Source organism: Mycobacterium sp. E2699 (genome assembly GCF_001666745.1).
Classification (GTDB): domain Bacteria; phylum Actinomycetota; class Actinomycetes; order Mycobacteriales; family Mycobacteriaceae; genus Mycobacterium.
In genome coordinates this window covers 26,127-52,677 of sequence record NZ_LZJH01000030.1, presented here as the reverse complement: position 1 = coordinate 52,677, position 26,551 = coordinate 26,127, and the positions used below count along the sequence as shown (strand labels likewise).

The following is a 26,551-nucleotide window of genomic DNA, read 5'->3' as shown; positions in this document are numbered from 1 at the left end:
TGCGGACTTACCCAGAAGACTAGAACACGTTCCGATTCGTGTCGAGCAGGGTATTCCTGCGGCTGGTAGCGGTGCGAATCCGGTTTTCTATAACATGTTCTAGTTGCGAGGAAAGGGAGGACGGGTCGTGACGGAAGCGATTCCCGACGAGCCGCTCGGCGACCACGTCCTGGAGCTGCAGATCGCCGAGGTCATCGCGGAAACCGACGAGGCGCGCTCACTGGTGTTCGCGGTGCCCGACGCGCCCGGCGATCCGGCCATCCCGCCGGAGCGGCTGCGCTACGCCCCCGGGCAGTTCCTGACGTTGCGCGTTCCCAGTGAGCGCACCGGCTCGGTGGCGCGCTGCTACTCGCTGTGCAGTTCGCCGTTCACCGACGACGCGCTCACCGTCACGGTGAAACGGACCGCGGAGGGCTACGCGTCGAATTGGCTGTGCGACCACGCGCACGCGGGCATGCGGATCCACGTGCTGGCGCCGTCGGGCAACTTCGTGCCCAAGACGCTCGACGACGACTTCCTGCTGATGGCGGCCGGCAGCGGGATCACCCCGATCATGTCGATCTGCAAGTCGGCGCTCGCCGAGGGCAGCGGGCAGGTGACGCTGCTCTACGCCAACCGCGACGACCGCTCGGTCATCTTCGCCGACGCGCTGCGCGAGCTGTCGGCGAAGTATCCCGACCGCCTCACGGTGTTGCACTGGCTGGAATCGCTGCAGGGGTTGCCCAGTGCGGGCGCGCTGGGCAAGCTGGCCGCGCCCTTCACCGACCGGCCCGTCTTCGTCTGCGGCCCGGGCCCTTTCATGGAGGCGGCACGCGTAGCGCTGGAGGGCCTGAAAGTTCCTGCCGCGCAGGTGCATATCGAGGTGTTCAAGTCGCTGGAGTCGGACCCGTTCGCGGCGGTCAAGATCGACGACACCGCCGAAGGGGACCAGCCGCCGGCCACCGCGATCGTGGAGCTGGACGGCGAAACGCACACCGTGTCGTGGCCGCGCCACGCCAAGCTGCTCGACGTGTTGCTCGCGAAGGGTCTCGACGCGCCGTTCTCCTGCCGCGAGGGCCATTGCGGCGCGTGCGCCTGCACCCTGCGCAAGGGCAAGGTCGACATGGAGGTCAACGACGTCCTGGAACAACAGGATCTCGACGAAGGCCTGATTTTGGCCTGTCAATCTCGCCCGGAATCTGATTCGGTAGAAGTCACCTACGACGAGTAGTCGCGTAGCGAACCGGAAGGGGGCGCCGATGAAGCGGCTGTTGCCGGGATTTGCGGTCGTCGGAGCGGTGCTGGCGGTCCTGCCTCCTCCGTCCGCTTCGGCGGCGAGCAACACCGCCACCACCCTGTTCCCGCTGGACGGCCCCAACCAGCTGGAGACGCACATGACCCTGGAGTGCTTCAAGTCCGGCGGCTTCTGCAACTTCACCGCCGGCGCCGACATGCAGACCCCCGACGGAGTCACCGGATTCCCGAACGACCTGTGGGCCCGGCAGACCACCGAGATCCGGTCGTCGAACCGATTGGCCTACCTGGACGCGCACGCAAATGGTCAGTACGAACGGGTCCACAAGGCGATGGGCAACGACGAGGTCACCACCGTGTACTTCGGCGGCGGCCCACCGGACAAGTACCAGACCAGCGGACGCATCGACTCGACCGACTGGCAGACCGGCCAGCCGAAGACCGACATCAACGTCATCACCTGCACCCACATCCAGGTGGTCTACGGCGGGGTGAACATCACCTCACCCAGCACCTGCGCGCAGACAACCTTTTCCTGATCCCGCGTCGGCCGACCGGCTCGGGCGCGGCCTGCGATATCACTTCGGGTCAGACGTGTGAAAGCTCGCTCGGCACGGCGGGTTTGGCGGCACTCGCCTCCCGGGTCAGGAAGCCGGTGAGCTCCCCGATCGCGTTCATCAGCGGCGCGGGGAACACGATGGTCGTGTTCTTCTCGACCCCAAGCTCCAGCAGAGTCTGCAGGTTCCGCAGTTGCAGGGCCAGTGGGTGGCGCATCATGGTGTCGGACGCCTCGCCCAGCGCCGCGGCCGCGCGCGCTTCCCCTTCGGCGGCAATGATTTTGGCGCGCTTCTCCCGCTCGGCTTCGGCCTCGCGCGCCATCGCGCGCTTCATGCTGTCGGGCAGCTGGATGTCCTTGAGCTCCACCAGGGTGACCTCGACGCCCCATTCGACGGTGGTGGTGTCCAGGATCTGGCGGATGCTGCCGTTGATCTTCTCCGTCTTGGCGAGCACCTCGTCGAGGGAGTGCTGCCCGACGACGTTGCGCAAGGTCGTCTGGGCGATCTGGTTGATGGCGGCGTTGACGTTCTCGATGACGACGACGGACTTGCGGGCGTCGACGACGCGGAAGTAGGCCACCGCGGCGATGTCGACGCTGACGTTGTCGCGGGTGATGATGCCCTGCGACTGGATCGGCATGGTCACGATGCGCATAGACACCCGCCACAGCCGATCGATCACCGGGATGATGAACCGGAGCCCGGGTTCGCGGACGCCGATCACCCGGCCCAGGCGGAAGTGCACGCCGCGCTGATACTGCTGGACAATCCGGATCGAGGCGGCCAGCAACCCCAGAGCGACGAAAACGGCGACGGCGGTCGCAGTAACGGCTGTAGAACTCACCCAGCCAACCCTAGGAGCACCGCCCGGCTCGGTCAGCGGCCACAAGTCACGGCACGCATGGTCAAAAGGCCTTTCCCCGGAACCGAACCGCCGCGATCCGCTGATCGAGCGGCGCACCGGTCTGCGCGATCAGGATTCCGCCGGTCCGATCGCGTTATCGGGTGTCCGACCACCGGAACACCCGGAGGCAGGCGATCAGCCCACCGATAGTCCACGCCGTCAGCACGAAGAATGTTTGCCAGTGTTCCCAGCTGCCGGCCGGCTCGAAGGCGGCCATGTCAGGCGGTAACAGGACCGACCGGAATCCCTGCGCCATCCACTTGACGGGGAACAACGAACCCAGTGTCAACATCCACCCGGGCAAGGCGATGAGCGGCACGTAGGTGCCCGAAACGAACTGCAAGGCGACCGCCGGGCCGTTGGTGATGACCGCGGCGGAAACCGCGTTGCTCGCCAAGTTGCTGACGAAGATACCCAGCAACGAACAACTGAGGATTCCGAGGACGAAGACCCAGGTGAGCGTGAACCATCCGAAAGCGTCGGTAGGTAGATGGAGTTTGAACACGAGGACGCCCACCGACAGGAGAACGACGGCCTCGGCGAGACTGGCGGCGGCGACCAGAACGATCTTCCCGATGAAGTACGAGGTCGCGGTCGTCGGCGTCCCACGAAGTCGCCGCAAGGCGCCGGTGTCGCGGTCGGATGCGATGCTTATGCCGAGGTTGATGAAGGATGTGGAGAGAATGCCGTAGGCGAGGATGCTTGCCGCGATCACGGCGCCCGTGCTGGTATCGCTGTGCGGCAGTTTCGTCGAGAAGATCGAACCGAGCAATATGCCGATCACGGCGGGCATCGAGAAGGTCAGGACCACTTGTTCAGGCCGGCGGTAGAACATCTTCAACTCGGGGACGACCCGCGACAACCCGATGCGGAGCGGAGTGGGGAGCGGCGACTCCGACTCGATTGCGCGGTGTCGCCGCGGCGGGGAACTCTGCACCTGACCGATGTTCATCGTGCGTGGCCGATCAGATGCAGATAAGCGTCTTCGAGCGTCGGTCGAGAGACTGTCAGCTGAGCCAGTTCCGTCCCGTCTTTCGACCGCTGCCTGATCAATTCGGTCGGGTGATCGGTCTCCTCCACGTGGACCTGCTCTCCCTCCATCCAGCGGACCGTCGCGGCCGAGTTCACGTATTCGATGAGTTTCGGCGGCGAGTCGATGGCCACCACCTCGCCGCCCGCCAGGACGGCGACCCGATCGGCCAGGGCGGCGGCTTCGTCCAGGTAGTGCGTAGTCAGGAGGATGGTCGTGCCATCGGCCGCCAGCAGCCTGATGAGGTCCCAGAATTTGCGTCTGGCGTCCGGATCGAATCCCGTTGTCGGCTCGTCCAGGAAGAGCAGTTCGGGCATGCCGATGATGCCCAGAGCGACGTCGAGCCGACGGCGCTGCCCGCCGGACAGCGTCCTGACTTTCAACTCCGATGCGGAGGTGAGCCCGACGAGGCCCAGCACGTCCTCGGGATCTCGGGCCCTCCCATAGGATTTGGTGAACATGCGCACGGTTTCCGACACGGTGAGCATCCCGGCGTCGCTGGCTTCCTGCAGCACTATGCCGATCTTGGCGCGCCAGCTACGGCCCGCGGTGCCGGGGTCTTCGCCCAGTACCCGGGCCTGTCCGGAATCGCGTTGCCGATGCCCCTCGAGGATTTCGATGGTCGTTGACTTACCCGCACCGTTGGGCCCGAGGATCGCGAAAATCTCGCCATAGCCGACGTCGAAGTCGATATTGCACACCGCCTGTCGCTGCCCGTAGGCCTTCGACAGCCCTCGCACGTGAACAGCGGACGGGTGATTGTGAGTCATCGCCCCTGCTCGGGCATTTCGAGCTCGGCCAGCACTGCTCGGAGGTCGGCATCCGATAACTGTTCGATCAGTCGGTCGACGTCGTCGGCCGGCGTCGGCTCTGGTCGCTGTTGGGCGATCGCAGGCGGCGCATCCGCACCGGCCGGTTGGAGCTCAGCGAGTATGCGACCGGCCACTGAATTGACGCTGACGCCCTTGAGCAGTTCCAGCACGGGCAGATCGATGGCGAACAGCGCGTTGATCCTGGCCCTGAAATCCATCGCCATCATCGAGTCCAGGCCGAGGTCGTCGAGGGCGTCGTCGGATCCGATCTCGGTGACGGCGAGATCGAAGACGGCGGAGACGACTTGGCGAACCTGGCGTGCGACCACGCCGAGCCTGTCAGCCTCCGGGCATGCCGAGAGCAACTCGAGGAGGGGCGATTCCGAATCTATGGCGCCAGTGGGCGTTTCGGCTGTTCCCAGCTCGGAGAACATCCGCGGCAACTGCCCGCCGAGCCCGCGGCGGACCCGCGTCCAGTCCGCGCTGAGAGCGATGACGTTCGGCACCTTTTGGTTGATGAGCCGATCGAGGATCTGGGTGCCCGACGCGGGCGTGATGAGCTCAATCCCTCGCTGTGCGTAGATTTTCTCGAGCTCGAGCTCTTCCACCATGCCGACCGACCAGGGGCCCCATCCGATGGTGAGGGCCGGGAGCCCCTCGGCGCGCCGGTAGTGCGCAAAGGCGTCGAGGAACGCGTTGGCGGCGGCATAGTTGCCTTGACCGGGCGAGGCGATGACCGACCCTGCCGATCCGAACATGACGAAGAATTCGAGATCCTGCCCCAGGAACGCGTTGTGGAGCGCGCGGGTACCGCTGATCTTGGGGGCCATCACTTCGGTGAAGTCGGCTTCGGTCATGTTGACGAGGAGTTGGTCGTGAACAGAACCTGCGGCGTGGAGGATGCCCCGGACCGGTGGCCCCCCTTCTCGGATGTGATCGCTCAACCAGGTGTTCACCTGCTCGACGTCGGTGACATCGACGGTGGCGATCGTGACTCGAACACCGAGACGTTCGACTTTTCGAACTGTGTCGATCGTTGCGCGGTGAGCGTCGTCGTGCGGGATCAGCGCCCAGCGGCTTCTCGGCGGGATCTCGCTTCGGCACAGCAGGGCGATGTGCCGTGCCCCACGCTCGGCAAGGTATGCCGCGACGACGCGGCCCAGCGCTCCGGTACCGCCTGTGATCACGTAGGTCGCATCGGGGGTGAGTTTGGTGGGAAAGGGTTGCGTCAGGCTGCTGCTCGGGCGAAGACGCGGAACGAACGTCGTGCTGCCGCGGATGGCGATCTGATCCTCGGGGTCATCCCTGAGGATGTGTTCGCAGACATGCGCAGCACTCTGAACGGGGTCGTCGGCTCTGTCGATGTCGATCAGTCCGCCCCAGTGTTTGACGAGTTCCTGATGGCCGACGACTCGACCCAGCCCCCAAATCGTCGATTGCTCAACCGCAAGCGCATCGCTCGGAAGTGCCGGTTGCGCGTTGGCGGTTATCAGATAGATGCGCGGCCGAACGGTGTCGTGGTCCGCCAAGGCCTTGACGAGGTGGAGTATTGCGAAAAGCCCGATAGGGTCGCTGCTTTCGCCGGCGTCTGCATCCGCGGGCCCGCGCAGTGAGTGGGTATCGGGGTGAGCGCGGATGTCCAGGGGCCAGCAGTTGATGATCCCGGCGAGGTTGCCCTCTTGGTCGAGGTGAGTTTCGAGCAGTTGGTGTAGTTGCCGGGGATGCCGCGGGTTGAGCGCGTATCCCCCGTCGACTTGTGTAAGCGTTTCGACGGGTTCATGCACGACCGTGTGGACACGCTGGCCGCTGCGGTGCATCTGCGCGGCGAGCGTCGTCCCGAAGCCGGAGGCGTCGGTGAAGATCAGCCACGATGAACTGTCTGTCACAGTGGAGTTCTCACGCTGGTCATACTGGGCGCCGGAAGACGCGACCCAGTGAATCTCGAGGAGACCCTTGTCGACGTGTTCGGGCGACATGCGCGATGAAGCGCTCAGTGATTGCACGGTGAAGCCGTGGAAGACAGCGAGCGGCTCGCCGTCGTCGCCGGTGATGGTTATGTCGCTTTCGATCTCGTCTTGACCGGCGGTTACGACACGTACGTGAACCGACATGCTTGCTTCGGGCGAACGGTAGACAACGCTGCGCCGGATCCGAACGGGAAGGTACGGGCTTTCCGTTGCCTCGGAACCGAAAAGAGGTGTGCCGAGCAGCGTTTGGAAGGCACCATCGATGAGGGCCGGGTGGAATCGGTATTCCTCGAGTTGGTCGGCGAGCGGTGCGGGAACGGCGAGTCGGGCTGTCGCCCAGCCAGCTCCGGCCGTGACGCCGGTGACGGTGCGGAACGCGCCACCGTATGCCAAACCGACGGCTCGGGTGCGGGCGTAGAACTCGTCGCCGTCGATGGTGACCACCTGGGCGCCCCCTGGGGGATCGACGCGGTGCGGCGACCCGGACACCGTGTTGAGCTCCGCTGTCGCTGTTATCGTCCACCGCAGGTCCCCGCCGGCAGTTGCCGTGAACGCAGCGAATTCCACTGTGCCCCTGTCCTGGTCGAGCGTGGTCCTGAGCAACGGGTCGCAGGAGTCGTCAAGGATGAGGGCGCGTTTCAGCGTCAGGTTGTCAACGCTGTGGTCCGCCGCCCCGTAGGCTTGTTCTGCTGCGGCCAGGGCCATTTCGACGTATACCGCCCCGGGTAGCAGGACACTTCCCTGCACCTCGTGATCGGCCAGGAAGGGAACGCGGGTAGCGCTCAATTCCACCTCCCAGGTCGGGTGCACGGCGCTCACCGGCTGCCCCAGCAGCGGATGCACCGGGTTGTAGTGCAATTCCTCGACGGCTTCCGGGGGCTCGTTCCAGTACCGCTTGGATTGCCACGGGTACGAAGGCAGCTTCAGCAACCGCGCCCCCTGGCGGGGGTACAGCGCGTCCCACGCCACCGGGTGGCCGTGACAGTGCAGCGCGCCGACGCAGTTCATCAGCGTGCGACCGTCGTCGTGATGGCGTCGCTGGGTCGCCAGGACGACCACGTCCGTCTGGTGGGACGCGGCGACCTCCGCGATCGATGTTGCCAGAACGGGATGTGGACCGAGTTCGACGAAGTGAGTGTATCCTTCGTCGAGCATCTGGCGGATCGCTGGCTCGAAAAGTACTGTGGTGCGAGTGTTTTGCCACCAGTAGGCGGCGCCGGCGGCGTATCGGTCCAGCCGCTCGCCGGTCACGGTGGAGTAGAGCGGGACCCTCGCCGCGGCCGAAGACAGCCCTTCCAGGGAGGTGCAGAGGTCATCTTTGACCGCGTCCATGTAGTGGGTGTGGTACGGCACCTTCACGCTGAGGAACTGATTGAACACTCTGCGCTCATCGAGTTGGCGTGCAATGTCATCGAGGACTGCGCTGTCGCCTGCGAGGGTTACCGCCGCCGGGCTGTTGACGGCGGCGATGGATACCAGCCGCCCGATGTTCGCGAGCGCTGTGTCGTCGATGGCCTGCATGAGCGATTCGGCGTCGAGGCCGACCGCGAGCATGCGGCCCTGCCCGCTGGTGCGTTGTTGGAGGCGGCTTCGGTGATAGATCACCCGGATCGCCTGCTCGAAGGTGAGGACGCCGGCGAGATAGTGGGCAGCCACTTCACCGGCGCTGTGACCGACGACGGCGTCGGGCTTGATGCCGAATTGCTTGAGTTGCTCGGCCAGAGCTATTTGGACGGCGAAGTTGGCGGGCTGCGCGACGTCCGTTTCGGCCATCCGAGAACGGGTTTCGTCGGCTTGGAGTTCGTCGATCAAACACCAACCGGTGTAACGGGAGAGCTCGCGGTCGCTCCGCACGATGCTTTCGGTGAAAGCGGGATAGACCTCAAGTAGGTCTCGGCACATCCTCCACCACTGGGGGCCCATGCCGCCGAAGACGAACGCCAACTTGGCCGAGGTCAGCGGTGTGCGTCCCGCGGGGCTTCGCCCGCTTTCCGCGAGGGCCTGTAGTTGTTCTCGCGCCTCGGCCATGCTGCCCGCGACGACGGCACGCCGGTAATTCATGTGAGTGCGACGCCGGCTGAGTGTGTAGCCGAAATCCCGCAGCGTGAGGCCGGGGTGAGCGCTCACGTATTCGGCCAATTGGCCGGCCGTAGCTACCAACGCTTCCTCGCTGCGCGCCGAGATCGGCAACACGGCCAACGGTGGTGGCGGAGGATTGTTCTCGGCGGCGCCGCCGACCGGGTCGGGAGGCTCAGCGAGCACGACGTGGGCGTTTGTGCCCCCGAAGCCGAAGGAGTTGACCCCGGCTATACGCCGTTTCGTGTCGGGAAACGGGCGACCGGTTCGGGGGATCTCAATATTCAGGTCGCTGAGCGAGATTCGGCGGTTCGGGGTCTTCAGATGCAGATTCGCCGGAATGTGACCGTGTTTGACCACCAACGCCGCTTTGATCAATCCGGCTACCCCTGCGCCCGCCTCGAGGTGTCCGATGTTGGTTTTGACCGATCCGATCGGTAGCGGATTGCTCGTCGGCCGCCCCGCGCCGAGCGCGTTGGCGAGGGCCTGGACCTCGATCGGGTCGCCGACCGGGGTTCCGGTACCGTGCGCCTCGACATAGCCGACCTCGTCGGGGCGAACGCCCGCTCGGCGCAGGGCCGTTGTGATTGCGGCTTGTTGCGCCTGGGCCCTGGGTACGGTGATACCGTCGGTGCGGCCGTCCTGGGACACCGCGGTACCCAGGATCTGTGCGTAGATTTCGTCGCCATCGTTGAGTGCGTGCTCGAGCGGTTTGATGACGACGACCGCGGCGCCCTCTCCCCGCGCATAACCATCGGCGGAATCGTCGAACGCTTTGCAGCGCCCCTCCGGACTGAGGAATCCGCTCTTCGATTCGGCGATCGCCGTGTTGGGTCCGATCATGATGTTGACGCCGCCGGCAAGCGCGAGATCGCACTCGTCGTTCCAAATGCTCAGCGCCGCAAGGTGTACCGCAACGAGCGAGCTCGAGCATGCCGTGTCGATTGTCATGCTCGGTCCGCGGAAGTCGAAGGCGAACGAAATCCGGTTCGCCAGCATCGTCATCATCATTCCCGTGGCGGAATGGGTTTTGAATCGGTACCGGCTGGTGCGCCCCTGATTTTGCAGCAGTTGGTAGTCGAGGGTGAAACCACCGACGAACACCCCGACCTCAGTGCCGGCGAGACTGTCAGCGGGTATTCCACCGTCTTCCAGTGCCTCCCACGTGGTCTGCAGCAGAAGGCGCTGCTGCGGATCGAGCAGGTTCGCCTCTCGAGGGGAGATCCCGAAGAACTGCGGGTCGAATTGGTCTATTTCGCTGAGAAACCCGCCTCGGCGGGTCACCATCTTGCCGACTTTCTCCCGGTTCGGATCGTAGTATTTTTCGGCATTCCAGCGTGATTCGGGGACCGGACAGGTGGCATCGGTGCCACTGCACAGCAGGTTCCAGTAGCTTTCCGAGTCGTGGGCGTCGCCGGGCAAGTGACATCCGATCCCGACTATAGCCAGAGGTTCGCGGGTGCCGTGGTCACAAGACATGTTCATCCTCTCGCCCCTAAACGTGTCACGACATCATCCCGATCCGACACCCGCAGCCGATCAGCGTGGGGCCATCGGCTGCGCCGACAGTCGTGATGTTGACGTCGAGCAGCTTGACGGGGAGCCGGGAACATGAGTGAAGTCAACTGAATTCGAGTGCCGGAGCCATCCCGAGAATCCAATCTTGGCTGATCGGATTGGTTGTCTGTTCGCGGCGGTACACGGATCGGAGTTCCCGCAGGAAGGGGTCCCGTTGCCAGGCCTGCGCCTGCCGAATGACGTCGTCTTCGGCGAAGCGACCGCTTTTCTCCGAAACGACGGTCTCGACCAGCTGGCCCGCGAGCTGATTCAGCAGCCGGACGTTGGCGTCGAAGCGGGCGATGAACTCGGCGGCTTGCTCCATCATCACCGTGTGCAGCGTCACCATGAAATTCAGCGGCGAGTACAAATCGACGAACCGCGCCGAGGGACGCGCGCTCTCGACTGCGGCCCATTCTCGGAAGAATCTCTGCATGCGGTTACTGAGCTTGATGAGCCCTTCCAGGTGAGGCACCAGCTGAGGATCGTCGGCCACGCTGACGAACCCGCCGTTCCTGTAGAGGAAACCCACGAAGCCCCAATAGAACGCGATGTCCCAGATCACTTTCGCCGACATCACAACTGGTGAGCCCATCAGCGTGTATTGGTTGCAGTACACGGCGAGCCACATGTCGGTGAGGGATCGAAACAGAGAGTCGTTGATTACCGACCGCGCGACGACGTCCTCACCGTCGAGGTCGCGGGCAATCATGTCGGTGATGAGGCCGTTGCCAATCGCCACCAGGTCCAGTCCCGATGAGTACAAAGGATCCAGGAAAATTCCGGAGTCACCGGTGAGGCACCAACGGTCGCGGCCATCATAGACTTTCGTGGCGCCGTGGCTGTAGTTCCTCATGACCCTGAAGTCTTTGATGAGGTGCTCATTTTCCGCCAGAACCGCGGCACACTGTGGCTCGTGCGCGTGAAGCCAGGAAAGTGCTTTCGCGAGTGTGTTGAACCCGCCGAAATCGTGGACGGTTGGGTCTGCGACGATGCCGACGCTGGTCGATCCGGATGGGAGCCGTATCAGCCACACCCAGTACCCCTCCCCCATCAGATGATTCGTGGACAGCGCACGGTCGCCCTCGACGAGCCGCGCCTGCCAACTCGGGTTATCGCTCCACTTGCCGATATCTATTTCCATTCCGACGCGGAGCCATACGGCATTGCAGTTGTGCTCGTTTGCGCGCCTCAGGCCCAGCATCCTGGCCAGTGTCCGGTTTCGCCCCGACGCGTCGACCACCCACCGAGTCATCGTGTGCGTGACCGTGTCGCCGCTCTGGAAAGTAACCTTCGTTGCGCGACCCCCGGGGGCGAATTCGACGGACACCGCTCGGCCGGAAGCGATTTCGATGCCTTCGGTCAGGCAACGCCGATTGAGCTCGTTCTCTAATCTGCCGCGGTCGATCTGGTAGGTCACCTGAGGGACGAACGCGGAGCTGCCGAGTTCCGTCCGTCGGGCAATGTCGGTGTTCCGGTCGTGTGTGAAGAACATTCGCAACCCCATTTTGCGAAGCTGTGAGGTCTGCAGATGGTCGCCCAATCCAAGGCGGTCCCGCAGGTAATGGGCGGAGACCTCGACCGTCGACTCGCCTACCGTGTGGGTGATCTCGGACACCGGGTGAGTGGTCGGGCAGATGATCAGTATTCGTGTCTGCGGCCGCGCGCCGCGAATCTCGAGCGCCAGAGTCAACCCCGCCACGCCGCCGCCGATGATCGTGACATCGTGGTCCGGGACCGCCGTATCGGCGTCCAGCAGAGTCTTGATCCTGTGCGCCAAGGCCTGGCGCGCCTCCGAGCTCAAATGCGACAGCTGCGCTCGCGCGTCCACAGGTTCCACCTCCGAAAGCTGTTCGGTTCAGTTAATTAATATTTAAGAATCTACACCAATCTGGCTGCCTGGCAAGCGGGCGAAGCACACAGTTTAAGCGGCAGGGTCGACTTGCCGGATCGAAGCCAGATACGTTAAGGGACAACAATTCTCGATGTCCAAATGCATCTCCATCGTTCGTGGCCAGAGAGTGTGGGCGATACCGGGTTGCCCTTCTGATTGTTGGGAAACAGCGAACGCATCGACGCCGTGCTTGCACAGCGCCGACTGCGGACTCGGCGGCATTACACAGCAGCGCTCGGGCTTGGCACCTCTTTCATGGCTCCGGTATCAGTGGGCGGGTCGTTCGCCCGGTGTCGCCCGTAGACGAATTCGAATATCGGTGTGGCCATAAGCGTGGTGACGATGGCAACCAGGACCAGGATGCTGAAGAGCGTCGGAGTGATGATGCCGGCCTGAAGACCGATGTTGAGAAGAATAAGTTCAATCAACCCGCGAGCATTCATCAACGAGCCGAGCGCAACGGATTCGCGGAACGGCACTTTTCTCAGCCACGCGGCGAACGTGCACGCGATCCCCTTTCCTGAGATCGAAGCTATGAGGAGTCCCGCCGTCACCGCCCATAGTGTCGAGCTGTTCACCAGACCGATCTGGGTGTTCAGCCCCGAGTAGACAAAGAACAACGGCAGCAAGAACGTGGTGACCAGTGGTTCGAGGCTGGCCGTGAGTTTTTGCGCGAAGGCACCGGAGGGCATGGCGACACCGAGGATGAAGGCACCGAATATCGCGTAAATCCCGATAGTGTCCGTGAACCATGCGCAGAGCATGAGCAGAATGAGAACGGTGCTCAACACCGGTGCGGTTATCGCGTTCCGGCGCTGGGTTCTGACGCCCAGGCCCGCCAGGGCTTTCCGCCCAACCGTCAAGAGCAGCAGAGCATAGAGAATTCCGCCGACTATCGCGGTCGTGGCCGTTGTCGGGTTACCGCGGTGGATAGCGAGCACCACGGCGAGGATGCACCAGGAGAGTGCATCGTCAGTCGCACCACATACCAACGCGAGGGTGCCCAACGGTGTCCCGGAAAGGCGTTGTTCGAAGATTATCCGGGCGAGCATAGGAAACGCGGTGGTGGCGATCGACGCCCCCAGAAACATCATTGCCAGGACGAGTGGAACGCCTTTTTCGAAGTAATTTCCGTGCGCCGAAAGGGGCATGGCGATAAGCGCTCCCAGGGCGAGTGGCGTGAGGATGCCTGCCGCCGAGACCGCGGCCGCGGTGCCGGCGCGGTGCTTGATGAGATTGATGTCGAGGTTGAGCCCGATCAGAAACATGTAGAGCACCAAGCCAATTTGCGCTGCCGTGTACAGCACGGTGTTCGCTTGTTCCGGCGGAAATAATTGGTGTTGCACCCCGGGCGCTATCCGTCCCAACAGTGAGGGCCCCAGGAGTACCCCGGCAACCATTTCGCCGACAACCTGCGGCTGTCCGAGGCGTTGCGCCGCCAGCCCAACGAAACGGCAGGTTCCGAGAATGACGGCCAATTCGAGGAAAAAGTGGACAGCGGTTGCTGCGGGCATCGGTCAGGTCCCGGAGTTCGAGGTGCTGACAGGCCGGGAGGAGGGGTGCCGCGGACTGTTTTCGTCGGGCGGTGCGTCGAGGGCGGCCGACCACCCGGGAAACGCGTTTAAAGCGGGGTCGTTGGCCGACGGGTGGCGGCGGAGCCCTGGATGTCGGATCGGCGCACGGGTTACAGCCATCGAAAACCGGCTTAGCCGGCCGTAATCGAGTGGCGGCCAGGCGCCGGCGTCGCAGAACTGGTGTGCGGCTACCACTTCTTCCTCTCAGCGGTCGCTGGTAAGGGTCACCCCACCGCGGGCAACCGAGGGCCAGCTGTAGGGACCCGTGAGTCATTCGTTGCCGCTGCCGACTTGGATTGCAACGCCTCAATGGAAGTTCGGCCGCTCGCGGCGGCTGTCACCGCCCGCTAACGCGGCAGGCCGAGGAGCCGCTCCGCGGCCACCGTGAGCAGGATCTGCTCGGTGCCGCCGGCGATCGTCAGGCAGCGGGTGTTGAGGAAGTCGAAGACCGCCTGGTTGTGCACCAGACCGCCGCCCTCGGAGACGTCCATCGCGTACTCGGCCAGCGTCTGGCGGTAGCGGACGCCGATCAGCTTGCGCACGCTGGACTGGGCCCCGGGATCCTGGCCGCCCACGGCGAGTTGGGCGATGCGCTGGTCCAGCAGCGCGCCGGTCTGGGCGATGGCGATCAGCCGGCCCAGCCGGTCTTGCTGCGCGGCGTCGAGGTCCATCTGCGCCAGCACCTTGAGCAGCTCCTCCATCGGGTTGCCCAGCGCGGTGCCGGTCGCCATCGCGACCCGCTCGTTGGCCAGGGTGGTGCGGGCCAGCCGCCAGCCGTCGTTCACCGTGCCGACCACCATCTCGTCGGGCACGAACACGTTGTCCAGGAAGACCTCGTTGAACAGCGAGTCGCCGGTGATCTCGCGCAGCGGCCGGATCTCGATGCCCGGTGAGCGCATGTCCACCAGGAAGTACGTGATGCCCTTGTGTTTCGGCGCTTCGGGATCGGTACGTGCCAGGCACACGCCCCACCGCGCCTTATGCGCGGCGGACGTCCACACCTTCTGCCCGGTGAGCAGCCAGCCGCCGTCCCCCCGCACCGCCTTGGTGCGCAGCGACGCCAGGTCGGACCCGGCGCCGGGCTCGGAAAACAGCTGGCACCACAGGAATTCACCGCGCAATGTGGCCGGCACGAACCGCTCGATCTGTTCCGGCGTGCCGTGCTCGAGGATGGTCGGCGCCGCCCACCAGCCGATCACCAGGTCCGGGCGCACCACGCCGGCCGCCGCCATCTCCTGGTCGATCAGCAACTGCTCGGCCGGGGAAGCGCCGCGCCCGTACGGCGGCGGCCAGTGCGGCGCCTGCAGCCCGGCCTCGGCCAGGGCGGCCTGGCGTTGGGCTTGAGGCAGCGCGGCGACCTCGGCGACGGCCGCGGCGATCTCGGCTCGCCGGCCCTCGACCTCCGACAGGTCGATGCTGAGGCGGCGGCGCACCCCGGCCTGCGTCAGGGCGGTGATGCGGCGCAGCCAGCGTTCAGGGCCGCCGAGGAACCGGCCGATGGCGTGGGCCCGGCGCAGGTACAGGTGCGCGTCGTGCTCCCAGGTGCAGCCGATGCCGCCGAGCACCTGAATGCAGTCCTTGACGTTGGCCTTGGCGGCGGCGATGCCGATGCCGGCGGCCAGGGCGGCGGCGATCGAAAACTGGTCGGCGTCGGGATCGCCGGCGGCGCGGGCGGCGTCGGCGGCGGCCACCTCGGCCTGCTCGGCGCGGCACAGCATCTCCGCGCACAGGTGCTTGACCGCCTGGAAGCTGCCGATCGGCTTGCCGAATTGCTCGCGCACCTTGGCGTAGGCGACGGCGGTGTCCAGCGACCACCGGGCGATGCCGGCGGTCTCGGCCGCCAGCACCGTCGCGGCCAATTCCTCGACCCGCGGCCCCGACGCCCCGATCACGGCGGCCGGCGCCGACGTCAGCACCACCTTGGCCAGCGGCCGGGAGAAGTCGGCGGCGCGCAGCGGCTCGACCCGCACGCCGTCGGCCCCGGCGTCGACGAGCAGCCACTTTCCGTCGGCGGGCACCACCACGACGGCGCCGTCGGCCGCGCCCAGCACCCACGGCAGCGTGCCCGACGCCCGTCCCGTCGCGCCGTCGAACTCGACGTCCCCTTCCAGCGCGAGCCCGGCGAAGCGCTCCCCGGCGGCCAGCGCGGCCAACAATTCGGGGTCCTCGACCACGAGCGTCGCCAGGGCCGTGGTCGCGACCGGCCCAGCGATCAGCGCCTTGGCCGCTTCCTCGACCATCGCGCACAGATCCTCGATGCTGCCGCCCGCCCCGCCGCGGTCCTCGCCGATCGCCACCCCGAACAACCCCAGGTCGGCCAGGCCGGCGAACACCGGCCGCCAAGCGTCCGGGTTGCCCTGCTCGACGTCGCGAATCGCCGCGGTTCCGCCCGGCCCCGACGTCGGATTGCGCGCCCAATCCCGCACCAGCGCACGCGCGGCGAACTGTTCGTCGGTGACGGTCGCTACCACCCTCGGGTCCTCCGCGTGCCTGGTTCGGGATGAAGGGGCGCTCTTCTTGCTTGAAAGCCCACTAGAACGTGTTCTAATAGTGCCAGCGATCGAACGTCAAGTCGAACGCGATTACAGCAGTACACGTCGTTGTCCCTGCTGCGGGGAGGTGGGAGATTTACGCACAGCCTGCGTATCGTTTGCGAACGAACCACCTGAAAGAGGAGCGCTTCCTGAGATGTCGTCAGCCAACCCGGGTTCTGCCCGCGTTCCTGACTCGCAGCCGCGCGAGGTCATGAACGTGGCGGTACTGGCTGAGTCCGAGCTCGGCTCGGAAGCGCAGCGGGAGCGCCGCAAGCGCATCCTCGACGCCACCATGGCCATCGCGTCCAAAGGGGGCTACGAGGCGGTGCAGATGCGTGCCGTCGCCGATCGCGCCGACGTGGCGGTGGGGACGCTCTACCGGTACTTCCCCTCGAAGGTGCACCTGCTGGTGTCGGCCCTCGGCCGCGAGTTCAGCCGCATCGACGCCAAGACCGATCGCTCCTCCGTCGCCGGCGGCACCCCGTTTCAGCGGCTGAATTTCATGGTCGGCAAGCTCAACCGGGCGATGCAGCGCAATCCGCTGCTCACCGAGGCGATGACGCGCGCCTACGTCTTCGCCGACGCGTCGGCGGCCAGCGAGGTCGACCAGGTGGAGAAGCTCATCGACAGCATGTTCGCGCGGGCGATGGCCGACGGCGAACCGACGGAGGACCAGTACCACATCGCCCGGGTGATCTCCGACGTGTGGCTGTCGAATCTGCTCGCCTGGCTCACCCGGCGGGCCTCGGCGACCGACGTGAGCAAGCGGCTGGACCTGGCCGTGCGGTTGTTGATCGGCGACCAGGAGTCCCCCAAGGCCTAATGGCGGTCTAGGCGGGTGGCCCGGCGGTGCGGCCCCGAATCAGCTCCGTCTCAAGGAGTTCCACTACCGGCAGGCCCGACCGCGGAGGTTTCAGCAGCAGCTCACCCGCCCGACGGCCCTTCTGCAGGCTCGGCTGCGCGAGCGTGGTCAACCCGCGGCCGAGCGCGTCGGGCACGCCGTCGAAACCCGTGACGCTCATCTGGCCGGGCACGTAAATGCCATGTGCGCGAAGGTAATCCATGGCGGACAGCGCCAAGATGTCCGCGGTGCACATCAGCGCGGTGATTCGCGGATTGGCCTCCAGCGCCACCTTGGCGGCGGTGCCGCCCGACTCGGGAAGATGCTCGTAGCTCTCCACCACGGTCAGCGAGTCCGGGTCGATGCCGGCGGCCGTCATCGCCTCCCAGACGCCGATGATGCGCTCGCGCTGGACGTCGAAGGCCGGCGAGCGCAGCCGCTCGGCGTCCACCAGCCCCTGCCGGCGTTCCCGGCCCAGCCGCATGGTCAGCAGCCCGATCTCGCGGTGCCCCAGGCCCAGCACGTAGTCGGCCAGCGCGCGCATGGCCGCCCGGTCGTCGATCCCGACCCGGGACACACCCGCCAGGCCCTTGGGCTGGTCGACCACCACGACCGGCAGCCGGCGCTGCAGCACCACCTGCAGATAGGGATCGTCGTCGCAGACCGAATACACCACGAATCCGTCCACGCCCGCGCCGAGCACGGCGGCCGTTCCGTCGTCGCGGCTGCGGCCGGCCCCGACGGCGACCAAAAGCAACCCCTGTCCGAGTTCCTCGCAGGACTGCGCCACCCCCGCGACGAAATCCCGCGCCGCCGGGTCGTTGAAGAAGTAGGTCAGCGGCTCGGCCATCACCAGGCCCACCGCGCCGGCCTTGCGGGTCCGCAGCGACCGCGCCACCGGGTCCGGTCCCGGGTAACCCAGCCGCTTCGCCGTCGCCAACACCCGTTCGCGAAGGTCGGCGGAGAGCTGGTCCGGCCGGTTGAAGGCATTCGAGATCGTGGTGCGCGAAACCTTCAGTTCGTCGGCCAACGACGCCAGAGTCGCACGCCGGCGCGGGGTGGGACTCACGTTCGCTGACGCTACAGCGGGATCGGGTGGGCGCACACGCGGCTTCGCGGCCCCACTTTCTAATGGAAACAATTTTCATTAGTGTTGGGTTGGCCGGCGCGCTGGCGGGATCCTGTCGTCTTGCGCCCGGCATCCCATCCCGGTGTCCATCGGGACGATCTCGTTTGCCACCCACCTGTTCTGCGGGCTCGTCGGGCGGCTTCGTGAGGTTGCCACTTAAGCTGGTCGCACGAACTGGGGAGGGGGCCGGCAGTGCGCCAGCGACTCACCGCGGTTGTGCTCGCCGGGGTCTCCGCGCTCGCCGCCGGCTGCACCACCGTCGTGGGCGGCAAGGCCGTTCCCGCCGACCATTCCGGCCCCGTGTCGCAGAATCCGGTTGCCGTATCGGCCCTCGAGGGGCTGCTGCTCGACGCGGGCCAGATCAACAGCGCGCTGAACGCGACGGCGATGAAGGTGTGGTTCAGCGCCAAGGCGATGTGGGACTGGAGCTCCACCATCAGCGACAAGGACTGCCTGCCGCTCGACGGGCCCGCTCAGGACAAGGTCTATGCCGGCACCGGATGGACCGCCATCCGCGGCCAGCGGCTCGACGACAGCGTCGGCGACGCCAACAACCGCGACCACTACGCCATCCAGGCGGTGGTCGCGTACCCCTCCGCGCACGACGCCAACGCCTTTTACGACTCCTCTATGCAAGGCTGGTCCGCCTGCGCCAATCGCCGCTTCTCGGATTTGCCCGAGGGCAAGTCGCCCATCGTGTGGACGGTGGCCGGGGTGAACAAGGTCAGCGGCACGCTGAGCACATCCGAGGTTCAGGAAGGTGGCGACGGGTGGTCGTGTCAACGGGCTTTGACGGTGCGCAACAACGTCGCCATCGACGTCTTGGCCTGCGCCGCACCCCTGACCGACGGGTCGGCGGTCAACATCGCCGAGCAGATCGCGGCCAAGGTGGCCCGGCAATAGCGCTTGGCGGTGGGGCGCGCGGCGGCTTTCACGCGGACCATAAGCTGAACGGGTGCCCGGTATCGACCTCAACGCCGACCTGGGTGAGGGCTTCGGCGTCTGGCGCCTCGGCGACGACGACGCGATGCTGGGGATCGTCACCAGTGCCAACGTGGCGTGCGGGTTCCACGCCGGAGACCCGGTGGGCATGCTGCGGGTGTGCCGGTCGGCCGCCGAGCGCGGCGTGCGGATCGGGGCGCAGGTGAGCTACCGCGACCTGGCCGGGTTCGGCAGACGCTACATCGACGTCGACGCCGACGAACTGGTCGCCGACGTGGTGTACCAGATCGGTGCGCTGCGGTCGATCGCGGAGGCGGCCGGTTCGACGGTGGGCTACGTCAAACCCCATGGCGCGCTTTACAACACGATCGTGACGGACCGCGAACAGGCCGCCGCCGTGGCGGAGGCGGTGCGCATGCTGGACCCGGGCCTGCCGGTGCTGGGCATGGCGGGCTCGGCGTTCTTCGACGAGGCCGCCCGCGCCGGCCTGCGCACCGTGGCCGAGGCGTTCGCCGATCGCGCCTACCAACCCGACGGCCGCCTCGTTTCCCGTCGGGAACCCGGCGCGGTGCTGCACGACCCGGCCGAGGTCGCCGACCGCGTGGTGGCGATGGTGACCTCCGGGCGGGTCGCCGCGATCGACGGCACACAGGTCCCCATCACCGTGGAATCGGTTTGCGTGCATGGTGATTCGCCAGGCGCCGTGCGGATCGCGACGGCGGTGCGGGATCAGCTCGCCGCGGCCGGCGCCGACGTCAGGGCGTTCTGCTGATGCGACTCAAACCCGGCCGGCCCGATCTGGCGCGGTATTCCGACCGGTTCGATGTGCCCGCCGCCGGCCCCGAGTCGCCGCTGTCGGCGACGTGGCTGGGGGTGGCAACGCTGCTGCTCGACGACGGGTCCTCGGCGCTGCTGACCGACGGCTACTTCTCACGGCCCAGCCTGGCACGGGTGGCGGCCGGCAAGGTGGCGCCGGCGCCGGCGCGCGTGGACGGCTGCCTGGCCCGCGCCAAGGTGTCGCGGCTGCAGGCCGTCATCCCGGTGCACACCCACATCGACCACGCGCTGGACTCCGCGCTGGTGGCCGACCGCACCGGCGCGCTGCTGGTCGGCGGCGAGTCGGCGGCCAACGTGGGCCGCGGGTACGGGCTGCCCGAGGATCGCATCGTGGTAGCGACCTCCGGTGAGCCAATTCGCTTGGGCGCCTTCGACGTAACGCTGGTGAAGTCGCACCATTGCCCGCCGGACCGTTTCCCCGGCGTGATCGACGCACCGCTGCGGCCGCCGGCGCGGGCGTCGGCGTACCGCTGCGGTGAGGCGTGGTCGGCACTGGTGCATCACCGCCCGTCGGGGCGGCGGCTGCTGATTCAGGGCAGCGCCGGCTTCGTCAGGGGCGCGCTGGCCGGCGAGCGCGCGGACGCCGCATATCTGAGCGTCGGCCAGCTGGGCCTGCGGCCGCGGACCTACCTGCTCGACTACTGGGCCGAGACCGTCCGCGCGGTGGGCGCGCGTCGGGTGATCCTGATCCACTGGGACGACTTCTTCAGCCCCTTGTCAAAGCCCTTGCGGGCCTTGCCCTATGCGGGCGACGACCTGGACGTTTCCCTCCGCATCCTCGACGAGCTGGCCACCCGCGACGGCGTCGCGCTGCAGATGCCGACGGTGTGGCGACGCGAAGACCCCTGGGCGTAGCACGCATGTCGTTGGCCGCCGCGCTGTTGCTGCTTGCTGCCGTGCTGGTGTTCGCGGTCGCCCGCCCGCGGGGGCTGCCGGAGGCGGTGGCTGCGGTCCCGGCGGCGCTCATCCTGGTGGCGATCGGCGCGGTCTCGGTGCATCAGGCCACCGAGGAGGTGGCCGGGCTCGCCGGGGTCGTCGCTTTCTTGGGCGCGGTGCTGGTGCTGGCCAAGCTGTGCGACGACGAGGGCCTGTTCGAGGCGGCGGGCGCGGCGATAGCGCGGGGGCGCGTCGGGTCGGGCGGCCTGCTGCTGCGGGTGTTCGTCATCGCGTCGCTGATCACCGCCGTGCTGAGCCTGGACGCCGCGGTGGTACTGCTGACCCCGGTGGTGCTGGCCGCCGTCCGCCGGCTGCGCACCCCGGTGCGGCCGTACGCCTACGCCACGGCCCATCTGGCCAACGGGGCCTCGCTGCTGCTGCCGGTCTCAAACCTGACCAACCTGTTGGCGTTTCACACCGCCCACGTCTCATTCACGAAGTTCACCGCGCTGATGGCGCTGCCGTGGCTGGGCGCGGTGGCCACGCTGTACGTGATCTTCCGGTGGTTCTTCGCCGCCGATCTGCGCGTGCAGCCCGACCCGGAGGAACTGGGACCCGCACCCCGGCCGCCGCTGTTCGTGCTGGTGGCGGTCGGGTTGACGCTGGCCGGTTTCGCGGTCGGCCAGTCCGTCGGCGTCGACCCGGCGTGGGTGGCGATCGCCGGCGCGTCGGTGCTGGCGGTGCGCAGCCTGAGCCGCGGGCACACCTCGGTGGTCGACATCGCGCGCTCGGCGCACGTGTCGTTCCTGGTATTCGTGCTGGCGCTGGGCGTGGTGGTGCGCGCGGTCATGGTCAACGGGATGGACAGGGCGATGTCGTCGGTGCTGCCGTCCGGGTCGGGCCTGCCCGCGCTGCTCGCGATCGCCGCGATGGCCGCCGCGCTGGCCAACGTGGTCAACAATCTGCCCGCGACGCTGGTGCTGCTGCCGCTGGTCGCGCCGGGCGGGGCGGCGGCCATCCTGGCCGTCCTGATCGGGGTCAACATCGGCCCCAACCTGACCTACGTGGGTTCGCTGTCAAACCTGTTGTGGCGGCGCGTGCTGCGCCGGCACGACGTCGAGGCAGGTGTGGGCGAGTACACCCGCCTCGGGCTGTGCACGGTGCCGGCGTCGCTCGTGGTCGCGGTGCTGGCGCTGTGGGCCTCGATGCGGCTGCTCGGCGTCTAGGCGCAGGCCCGCGACCGGGCGAGGATGGGTCGCGCGGCGACCACCGTGAGCGGCGTGTCCAGCGGGAAATCGGACTCCAGCGATTCGATGTCGGCCGCACGCACGATCGTCGCCAGCGCGAGCGTGGCCTCCAGCATCGCGAAGTGATCGCCGATGCAGGAGCGCGGCCCGCCGCCGAATGGCAGGTACTGCCAACGGCTTCGGCCCTTCGATCGCTCCGGCAGGAAGCGGTCCGGATCGAAGCGCAGCGGGTCCTCCCACGCCGCGGGATCGCGGTGCAAGGCGTAAAAGCTCACCATGGCCATGGTTTCGGCCTCGACCCGGTGACCGTCCACCACGATGTCGCAGGTGGGCGCCCGCATCGTTCCCGCGGCGGGCGGGCACAACCGCAGCGCCTCGTGCAACACCCGCACGGTCAGTCCGAGGCCCGGCACGTCCTCCGGGGTCAGCGCCCGTTCGCCCAGCGCGGCGACCTCAGCGCGCACCCGTTCCTGGATGTCGCGGTGGTGGCCCAGGGACCACAACGCGTACGTGAGCGTCGTCGAGGTGGTGTCGTGGCCCGCGAGCATGAAGAGCACCAGCTCGTGACAGATTTCGTCGTCGGTCAACGGCCTGTCGGTCTCGGGATCGATCGCCGCCATGAGGGAGCGCACCAACGGGGCGTCCCGGTCGGGATCGTCGCGCACGGCGTGCAGGATCTCGGCCGCCAGCCGGTGCAGGGTCTCGTTGGCGCGGCGGGCGGCGCGCTGGCCGCGCGTGGGCAGCCACCGCGGCGGGTTCACCGGCCGCGCCGCGCGGTCGCCGACCCATGTCAGCGAGGTGCGCAGCGCACGGCCCACCTCGTCGGCGCGCTCGTCGAGGTCGAGGCCGAGCACCGAGCGCCCCAGGGCGCGCAGGGTCAGCTTGCGGCACTCGCTGTCGAGGTCCACGACCGCGCCGTCGCACCAACCGTCGGCGACCGACTGCGCCGCCGCCGCCATGTGCCCCGAGTAGTCGGCCACCTGACGCTTGGTGAACATCGGCTGCAGCGCGCGCCGCCGCGGTAACCAGCGCTCGTGCGGGAGATCAAGCAGGTTGCCACCCATCAGCGCGTGCATCTCGACCATGGTGCGGGTGCGGCCACGGTCGGCGACCTCGTCGGTGCGCCCCAGCACGTCGCGGGCGCCCTGCGGGCTGGAGATCAGCACCAGGTTGGGCAGCAGCCACTTCGGACCGAGCACGATCCTGGTGATCGGTCCGCCGGCATCCACCAACGCCTGCATACCGTCGATATAGGACCGCACCGCCTTGACCTGCCGCCAATACGGCAGCGGATTCTTGGGGGCCAGCGAACGAGCTTCGGATTTCTCCAGCATCTCGACCATGCGGACTCCTTTGTCGCATGGCACCGTACGGCCGCAATCGATGTGTCCGCATGCGTAGTCGGCTACCCCAATGAGCGGGGCCCGGCGTCAGCCCGTCCCGCCGTCGCCCGGCCCGGATCTGACGATCGATGCCAGTTCCTCGCGGGACTGGGCCCCCACGCGCTGGCAGGCCCGGTACACGTGGCCCTCCACCGTCCGCACCGACATCACCAGCTTCTCGGCGATCTGGCGGTTGGACAGGCCGGCCACGACCAGCTCGACGACATCGCGCTGGCGGCCGGACAGCTTGAGACCCGCCGGAGTGCGCAGCGCCGGAGTGCACAAGCCGCCACATTGGTCGGCCAGTTCCTTGGCCAGCGCCGCGGCATACAGTCCGCGCCGATGCCGCTGGCTCTGGTCGAACGCGACGGAGGCCTGAGCCGCAGCGTCGGCGGCCGTGGCCCGATCGCCGATCCGCCGGTACGCCGCCGATGCCGCCAGCAGGCCCTCCCCGTCGCCGGCGAGCAGACTCTCGGCATGCAGCGCCACGGCGTCGGCCAGCGGCAGCGACAACGCCCGGGCGAGTTCGCGGGCCCGCGCCGCCTGCGAGGCATCCCCCCATTGCGCCGCGGCCTGGACGCAGGCCAGTTCATGCGTGGGCTGGCCACGATCGCGGGCGAGTTGCGCCGCTTCCCGGGCACTCGTCACCGCCTCGCTCAGCCGTCCGCTCGCCGCCATCGCCCACCCACCGGCCAACGAGAACGCGGTGTGCATGAACAAGAAGTCGGGCTGCACACATGACCGCGCCCCGTCGACGGCGTCATTCGCCTCGGCGACCTGTCCCAGCTTGGCATGCGCCTCGGCCAGCGCGAAGTAACTGGCCGCCCGCAAACCGCTTGTGACTGCGTGCCTTTCGGCCCCGGCAAGCGCCTCGTGCACCAAGCGGGCCGCCGCGGCGGCGGCGCCGCGAACCAGTTCGGCGTTGCCCAACATCAAGGCCAGGTTCGCGTACGCCAGACCCGGAACATCGCGGGACGAATCGGCCAGTTGCTTTGCCGTGCTGACGAATTCGTCGATGCGTCCGGTCAACCGGCAGGCGCGGCCGTAGACGGCCGCGAACCAGAACCGCATGTGCGACGCCTGGAACGACGTCGTCGCGCGCCGCAAGGCCTGCTCGGCCACGACCGCCAGCTCGTCGACCTCCCCCAACGCCCCCATCGCCATGATCAGCGCCATTGACGCCATCATTGCGTGGAAGCCGGGCAGGGCGTCGAAATCCAATGCGGCTCTGGCCCTTTCGGCCGCGACTCCGCAGCGCGCCGACACCGCGTCCAGGCAGGCCTGCACGGCGAGACGCTCCGCCGTCTGCGCGGGGGTTTCGTCGCCTGCGGCGAGGTCTTCCAGGATCGCCGCCGCCACCTGCGGCTTGCCCAGCATCCACGTCAGGTTGGCCGCGCGTACCGTCGCCCAGTGGTGGCGGTCGGGCGAGGCCGTGTCGGCCAAGTCGCGCAGCGCCGTCTCGGCCTCCTCGCCGCGCCCGAGCAGCACCAGGTTCATGGCCCGCACCCCGGCCGCTCCGGGCGCCCCGGCTTCCGTGGCCGCCGCGGCGAACCGGTCGGCCAGATCCAGATCCAGCATGGTCATGGCGTGTCGCGCGGAATCCAGATACAGCTCGGGCTCGGGGTCGAGATCCGATTCGAGCGTCAGCAGCGCGCGTCGCACGGTTGCCTGCATGTCGGGGTCGCCCTCGCGCGCCAATCGAGTCGCCAGCCTGCCCCGGATCGCCGACAGATACATCTCCCCGGCGCTCGCGCGGCGCAGCTCACCGAACAGCGGGTGCGCCAGCCGGGCCATCAGGCCGCCGCCGGCACGCTCGACGCTGACCATGCCCATGCTCTCGGCGACCGCCAGATCACGGCGGCGGACCAGATCGATCAGCACGTCGACGGCCAACGGCTCGCATTGCGACAGCGTGTCGACCACCAACGCCACACCGGGGCTGAGCCGACCCATCTGGCGTGCCACCGTGTCGGACAGGTTCGCCGAGACCGCGACGTCACCGTCCCACATCCACACCCCGGCCAATTGCCGCATCCGCCCCGCCGCGATCTGATCGCTGAGCAGCTGCCGCAGGAACAGGGTGTTGCCCCCGGTGAGTTTTTGGAACCGGGCCGCGCTGCGCGCATCGACCGGACCACCGAGCGTGCTTTCGATCAGTTCGCGGGTCGCGGCGGCCGACAGCGGTTCGAGATCGAGGCGGGCCAGCAAACCGTCCTTCCACAACGCCGTCACCGCGTCGGGCTCCTCGGCGCCGGTCCGCATCGTGACGACCAGGCGGGTCCCGCCCGACTGGGCGAGCTGGTGAACGACCAGGGCCGACAACCGGTCCAGCAGGTGGGCGTCGTCGACCCCGAGCACCACCCGCGCCCGACGCTGCTTCGCGACGAACGAATTGATCACCCGGCGCACGTTGGCCAGCGGATCCGACATCGCCTCGCCGAGCGAGCCGATGAACGCCCCCAGCGGCAGAGCGCACGCCGATTCGGTGCCGACGATCCACTTCGTCCGCTCACCCGACTCCTCGGCGCGGCGCAGCACCTCGCGGGCCAGGCGGGTCTTGCCCACGCCCGCGGCTCCGGCGATCAACACGCCGGAGTGCCTGCCAGCGCCGCTCAGGGCGCGGTGAATGATTCCCAGCTCACTGTCGCGCCCGGTCAACGGCTCGCCGCTGATCACGTGGCGACTATAACGGCGCCCAGGCCCGCGCGGGCGGCATCCGGCGGCCGAGTTATCGGCGTTTCGGTGCGCCGCTATGCGTCCGCCACCGCTTTTGCTGGCGTCAGCGGGCGTTGATGCCGAGCACGCGCTGCTCGAACACAGCCGCACCCCCGCCCGACAGCGCCAGCTCATGAACGACAAGGGGGGACGATCCGTCCAACAGGTGCGCGTCATCGACGCCAACAACGAAGCGGCCGCGGTGTTGTTGTGCGACAAAGGAATTGATCGCGCGCCGCCCGTTTGTCAGCGGATCCGGCATCGCCTCCGAGCAGGCCGACGAACGCCCCGCGGGGCAACGCGCGCGGATTCGCCGCCAGCGGCCCACCGCTGGTCACCGGGGGTCTACAACCGGTCGTATCCGCAGCGAACGGGCCAATTCGTGCGCGTTTCCTAAGCACTCCGGTTACGCGCCGATTCAATTGCGTAGCGCACTACGCTATC

At 67.3% G+C, this 26,551-nt stretch carries 18 protein-coding genes; 7 read left to right on the top strand and 11 right to left on the bottom strand.

The annotated features are described in order from the left end of the window. The first annotated feature begins 127 nt into the window (after nucleotides 1-127). Complete coding sequence (locus tag A5696_RS02775; RefSeq protein ID WP_067873070.1) at nucleotides 128-1,210, top strand: ferredoxin--NADP reductase; 1,083 nt, start codon at nucleotides 128-130, stop codon at nucleotides 1,208-1,210. Nucleotides 1,211-1,238: 28 nt separating this feature from the next. Then, nucleotides 1,239-1,772 (top strand): hypothetical protein, encoded by a 534-nt coding sequence (locus A5696_RS02770; protein WP_067873068.1) that lies wholly within the window; start codon nucleotides 1,239-1,241, stop codon nucleotides 1,770-1,772. Nucleotides 1,773-1,821: 49 nt separating this feature from the next. Here A5696_RS02770 and A5696_RS02765 read toward each other — a convergent pair whose 3' ends face one another. From A5696_RS02765 to A5696_RS02735, 7 genes are all read right to left on the bottom strand, one after another. After that, nucleotides 1,822-2,634 carry a slipin family protein gene (locus A5696_RS02765; RefSeq protein ID WP_067873066.1) on the bottom strand — a complete coding sequence of 271 codons (813 nt, stop codon included), beginning with the start codon at nucleotides 2,632-2,634 and terminating at the stop codon, nucleotides 1,822-1,824. Between the two features lie 154 nt (nucleotides 2,635-2,788). Beyond that, on the bottom strand, nucleotides 2,789-3,529 hold the full coding sequence (locus A5696_RS02760; protein ID WP_231964208.1) for an ABC transporter permease: 741 nt from the start codon (nucleotides 3,527-3,529) through the stop codon (nucleotides 2,789-2,791). Nucleotides 3,530-3,642: 113 nt separating this feature from the next. Next, entirely contained in the window at nucleotides 3,643-4,494 is an 852-nt protein-coding gene (locus A5696_RS02755) for an ABC transporter ATP-binding protein (protein WP_067873060.1), read from the bottom strand. Continuing rightward, nucleotides 4,491-10,058: a type I polyketide synthase gene (locus A5696_RS02750; RefSeq protein ID WP_082968893.1), complete on the bottom strand. Its 5,568-nt coding sequence runs from the start codon at nucleotides 10,056-10,058 to the stop codon at nucleotides 4,491-4,493. Before A5696_RS02750 ends, A5696_RS02755 begins: the two co-directional genes overlap by 4 nt. Nucleotides 10,059-10,200: 142 nt before the next feature. Then, a complete protein-coding gene (locus A5696_RS02745) occupies nucleotides 10,201-11,976 on the bottom strand; it encodes an NAD(P)/FAD-dependent oxidoreductase (RefSeq protein WP_369803276.1) in 1,776 nt (591 codons plus the stop codon). Nucleotides 11,977-12,251: 275 nt separating this feature from the next. Next, the gene (locus A5696_RS02740; RefSeq protein WP_067873039.1) at nucleotides 12,252-13,544 is read right to left on the bottom strand and encodes a cation:proton antiporter; all 1,293 of its coding nucleotides are present in this window, start codon (nucleotides 13,542-13,544) and stop codon (nucleotides 12,252-12,254) included. Nucleotides 13,545-13,951: 407 nt separating this feature from the next. Beyond that, nucleotides 13,952-16,075, bottom strand: coding sequence for an acyl-CoA dehydrogenase (locus A5696_RS02735; protein ID WP_067873036.1), 2,124 nt, complete (start codon nucleotides 16,073-16,075; stop codon nucleotides 13,952-13,954). Nucleotides 16,076-16,355: 280 nt separating this feature from the next. Between A5696_RS02735 and kstR the strand changes: the two genes are divergently transcribed. After that, nucleotides 16,356-16,961, top strand: coding sequence for a cholesterol catabolism transcriptional regulator KstR (kstR, locus tag A5696_RS02730; RefSeq protein ID WP_197507172.1), 606 nt, complete (start codon nucleotides 16,356-16,358; stop codon nucleotides 16,959-16,961). Between the two features lie 7 nt (nucleotides 16,962-16,968). Here kstR and A5696_RS02725 read toward each other — a convergent pair whose 3' ends face one another. Further along, on the bottom strand, nucleotides 16,969-18,048 hold the full coding sequence (locus A5696_RS02725; protein WP_067873034.1) for a LacI family DNA-binding transcriptional regulator: 1,080 nt from the start codon (nucleotides 18,046-18,048) through the stop codon (nucleotides 16,969-16,971). Between the two features lie 252 nt (nucleotides 18,049-18,300). On the opposite strand from A5696_RS02725, the gene A5696_RS02720 reads away from it, so the two are divergent. Genes A5696_RS02720 through A5696_RS02705 form a run of 4 tightly spaced genes read left to right on the top strand, consistent with a single transcriptional unit; the run spans nucleotide 18,301 to nucleotide 21,989 of the window. Then, nucleotides 18,301-19,011 (top strand): sensor domain-containing protein, encoded by a 711-nt coding sequence (locus A5696_RS02720; RefSeq protein ID WP_067873032.1) that lies wholly within the window; start codon nucleotides 18,301-18,303, stop codon nucleotides 19,009-19,011. A 52-nt stretch (nucleotides 19,012-19,063) separates the two neighbouring features. Further along, nucleotides 19,064-19,822: a LamB/YcsF family protein gene (locus tag A5696_RS02715; RefSeq protein WP_067873029.1), complete on the top strand. Its 759-nt coding sequence runs from the start codon at nucleotides 19,064-19,066 to the stop codon at nucleotides 19,820-19,822. Further along, the gene (locus A5696_RS02710; protein WP_067873026.1) at nucleotides 19,822-20,742 is read left to right on the top strand and encodes an MBL fold metallo-hydrolase; all 921 of its coding nucleotides are present in this window, start codon (nucleotides 19,822-19,824) and stop codon (nucleotides 20,740-20,742) included. The genes A5696_RS02715 and A5696_RS02710 overlap by 1 nt, the downstream gene beginning before the upstream one ends. Nucleotides 20,743-20,747: 5 nt before the next feature. Continuing rightward, on the top strand, nucleotides 20,748-21,989 hold the full coding sequence (locus A5696_RS02705; RefSeq protein WP_067873023.1) for an SLC13 family permease: 1,242 nt from the start codon (nucleotides 20,748-20,750) through the stop codon (nucleotides 21,987-21,989). Here the strand turns inward: A5696_RS02705 and A5696_RS02700 are convergent. The 3 genes from A5696_RS02700 to A5696_RS27520 form a co-directional block, all read right to left on the bottom strand. Then, nucleotides 21,986-23,353, bottom strand: a complete 1,368-nt coding sequence (locus tag A5696_RS02700; protein ID WP_067873020.1) for a cytochrome P450 — start codon at nucleotides 23,351-23,353, stop codon at nucleotides 21,986-21,988. The genes A5696_RS02705 and A5696_RS02700 overlap by 4 nt on opposite strands. A gap of 87 nt (nucleotides 23,354-23,440) precedes the next feature. Beyond that, entirely contained in the window at nucleotides 23,441-26,068 is a 2,628-nt protein-coding gene (locus A5696_RS02695; protein ID WP_067873017.1) for a LuxR family transcriptional regulator, read from the bottom strand. A gap of 103 nt (nucleotides 26,069-26,171) precedes the next feature. Next, complete coding sequence (locus A5696_RS27520) at nucleotides 26,172-26,369, bottom strand: hypothetical protein (protein WP_067873014.1); 198 nt, start codon at nucleotides 26,367-26,369, stop codon at nucleotides 26,172-26,174. Nucleotides 26,370-26,551 lie beyond the last annotated feature (182 nt).

What these genes read in the sequence shown, in the direction of transcription:
- A5696_RS27520 (WP_067873014.1), bottom strand. Translation starts at nt 26,369, where the DNA reads ATGCCGGATCCGCTGACAAACGGGCGGCGCGCGATCAATTCCTTTGTC.
- A5696_RS02710 (WP_067873026.1), top strand. Translation starts at nt 19,822, where the DNA reads ATGCGACTCAAACCCGGCCGGCCCGATCTGGCGCGGTATTCCGACCGG.
- A5696_RS02700 (WP_067873020.1), bottom strand. Translation starts at nt 23,353, where the DNA reads ATGGTCGAGATGCTGGAGAAATCCGAAGCTCGTTCGCTGGCCCCCAAG.
- A5696_RS02740 (WP_067873039.1), bottom strand. Translation starts at nt 13,544, where the DNA reads ATGCCCGCAGCAACCGCTGTCCACTTTTTCCTCGAATTGGCCGTCATT.
- A5696_RS02760 (WP_231964208.1), bottom strand. Translation starts at nt 3,529, where the DNA reads ATGTTCTACCGCCGGCCTGAACAAGTGGTCCTGACCTTCTCGATGCCC.
- A5696_RS02770 (WP_067873068.1), top strand. Translation starts at nt 1,239, where the DNA reads ATGAAGCGGCTGTTGCCGGGATTTGCGGTCGTCGGAGCGGTGCTGGCG.
- A5696_RS02750 (WP_082968893.1), bottom strand. Translation starts at nt 10,058, where the DNA reads ATGTCTTGTGACCACGGCACCCGCGAACCTCTGGCTATAGTCGGGATC.
- A5696_RS02705 (WP_067873023.1), top strand. Translation starts at nt 20,748, where the DNA reads ATGTCGTTGGCCGCCGCGCTGTTGCTGCTTGCTGCCGTGCTGGTGTTC.
- A5696_RS02755 (WP_067873060.1), bottom strand. Translation starts at nt 4,494, where the DNA reads ATGACTCACAATCACCCGTCCGCTGTTCACGTGCGAGGGCTGTCGAAG.